General features: G+C 65.6%; 1 protein-coding gene and 1 pseudogene. Both read left to right on the plus strand.

Annotation, left to right across the window (positions count from 1 at the left end):
* Positions 1-263 (plus strand): annotated as a pseudogene (locus tag I5I_RS17375) (UDP-N-acetylmuramoyl-tripeptide--D-alanyl-D-alanine ligase); the annotation flags it as partial.
* Positions 260-1,369, plus strand: coding sequence for a phospho-N-acetylmuramoyl-pentapeptide-transferase (gene mraY, locus I5I_RS01150; protein WP_036315383.1), 1,110 nt, complete (start codon positions 260-262; stop codon positions 1,367-1,369). The pseudogene I5I_RS17375 and the gene mraY, both read left to right, overlap by 4 nt.
* Positions 1,370-1,441: the final 72 nt, after the last annotated feature.

Raw genomic sequence — 1,441 nt, forward strand, 5'->3', positions numbered from 1 at the left:
AGAGCACGACCGTGTCGGTCTGCTCGCGGTGCGCCTGCGCATCGAGCGCATCGTCGTGTTCGGACGCGACGCCCGCCGTCTGTACCTCGCCGCCATCGGCGAGGGGCTCGTGGGACGGCGAAGCGGTCTTCTTCGAGACGGCGGACGAGGCTTTCGACTATCTTCGCGGTGAGCTCCGCGACGGCGACCGGGTGCTCGTGAAGTCGTCCAACTCCGCGGGCCTGCGGCACCTCGGCGATCGTCTGGGAGAATCGTTCTCGTGAGATCACTGCTGGCGGCTGCGACGATCTCGCTCGCGTTCACCCTCTTTCTCACGCCGCTGTTCATCCGGCTGTTCGAGAAGCTCGGCTGGGGTCAGGTCATCCGCACCCCCGAGAACGCGCACAACCCCAGCCATCAGACGAAGCGCGGAACACCCACGATGGGCGGGATCGTCTTCATCGTGGGCTCGATCGTCGGCTACGTCGTCGGCACGCTGACGGGAGGAGCGCCGCCGTCGATCTCGGGCCTGCTCGTGATCTGGATGATGGTCGGATTCGGCATCGTCGGTTTCATCGACGACTTCATGAAGGTGCGCCAGCAGCGCAGCCTCGGTCTGTCGGGGTGGCGCAAGATCGTCGGCCAGGTGCTCGTCGCGGTGCCCTTCGGCATCATGGCGCTGAACTTCCCCGACGCACGGGGGGAGACGCCGGCGTCCCCGTACGTCTCCTTCTTCCGCGACATCCCCATGCTGTCGTTCTTCGCCCTGGGGGCGGTCGTCGGCTGGATCGTGTATCTGATCTGGATCACGTTCATCTCTGTCGCGTGGTCGAATTCGACCAATCTCACCGACGGACTCGATGGCCTCGCGACCGGATCCGGCATCTTCACCGTTTCCGCGCTGAGTCTCGTGACCTTCTGGCAGTTCCAGCAGCGCTGTGCCAGTGAGGCGCTCGTGAACGCCTACGTCGGCGGCTGCTATGCCACGCCCGACCCGATGGACCTCACGATCATCGCGGCATCCTTCGTGGGTGCCCTTGTGGGCTTCCTCTGGTGGAACGCGCCCAAGGCGAAGATCTTCATGGGAGACGTCGGTTCGATGGCCATCGGAGGTGTGATCGCCGCAATGGCGATCCTCGCGCGCGCCGAGCTGCTCTCCGTCATCATCGCCGGCGTCTTCATCATCGGGCCGGGGTCGGTGATCCTGCAGCGCATCTACTTCAAGGCCACCGGCGGCAAGCGTCTCTTCTTGATGAGCCCGTTCCACCACCACCTCGAGATGCGCGGCTGGCCCGAGATCACGATCGTGGTGCGCATGTGGATCATCGCCGGCATGCTCGCGGTGACCGGCGTCGCCCTGTTCTACGTCGAATGGCTGTCGGCGCTGTGACGGGTACCCGCGACCTCGACGCCCTGCGCAGCTGGAATGCGCACTGGCGCGGACTGCGCGTCGCCGTCCTCG

The organism is Microbacterium sp. B24 (genome assembly GCF_000333415.1).
In the GTDB taxonomy this organism is placed as follows: domain Bacteria; phylum Actinomycetota; class Actinomycetes; order Actinomycetales; family Microbacteriaceae; genus Microbacterium.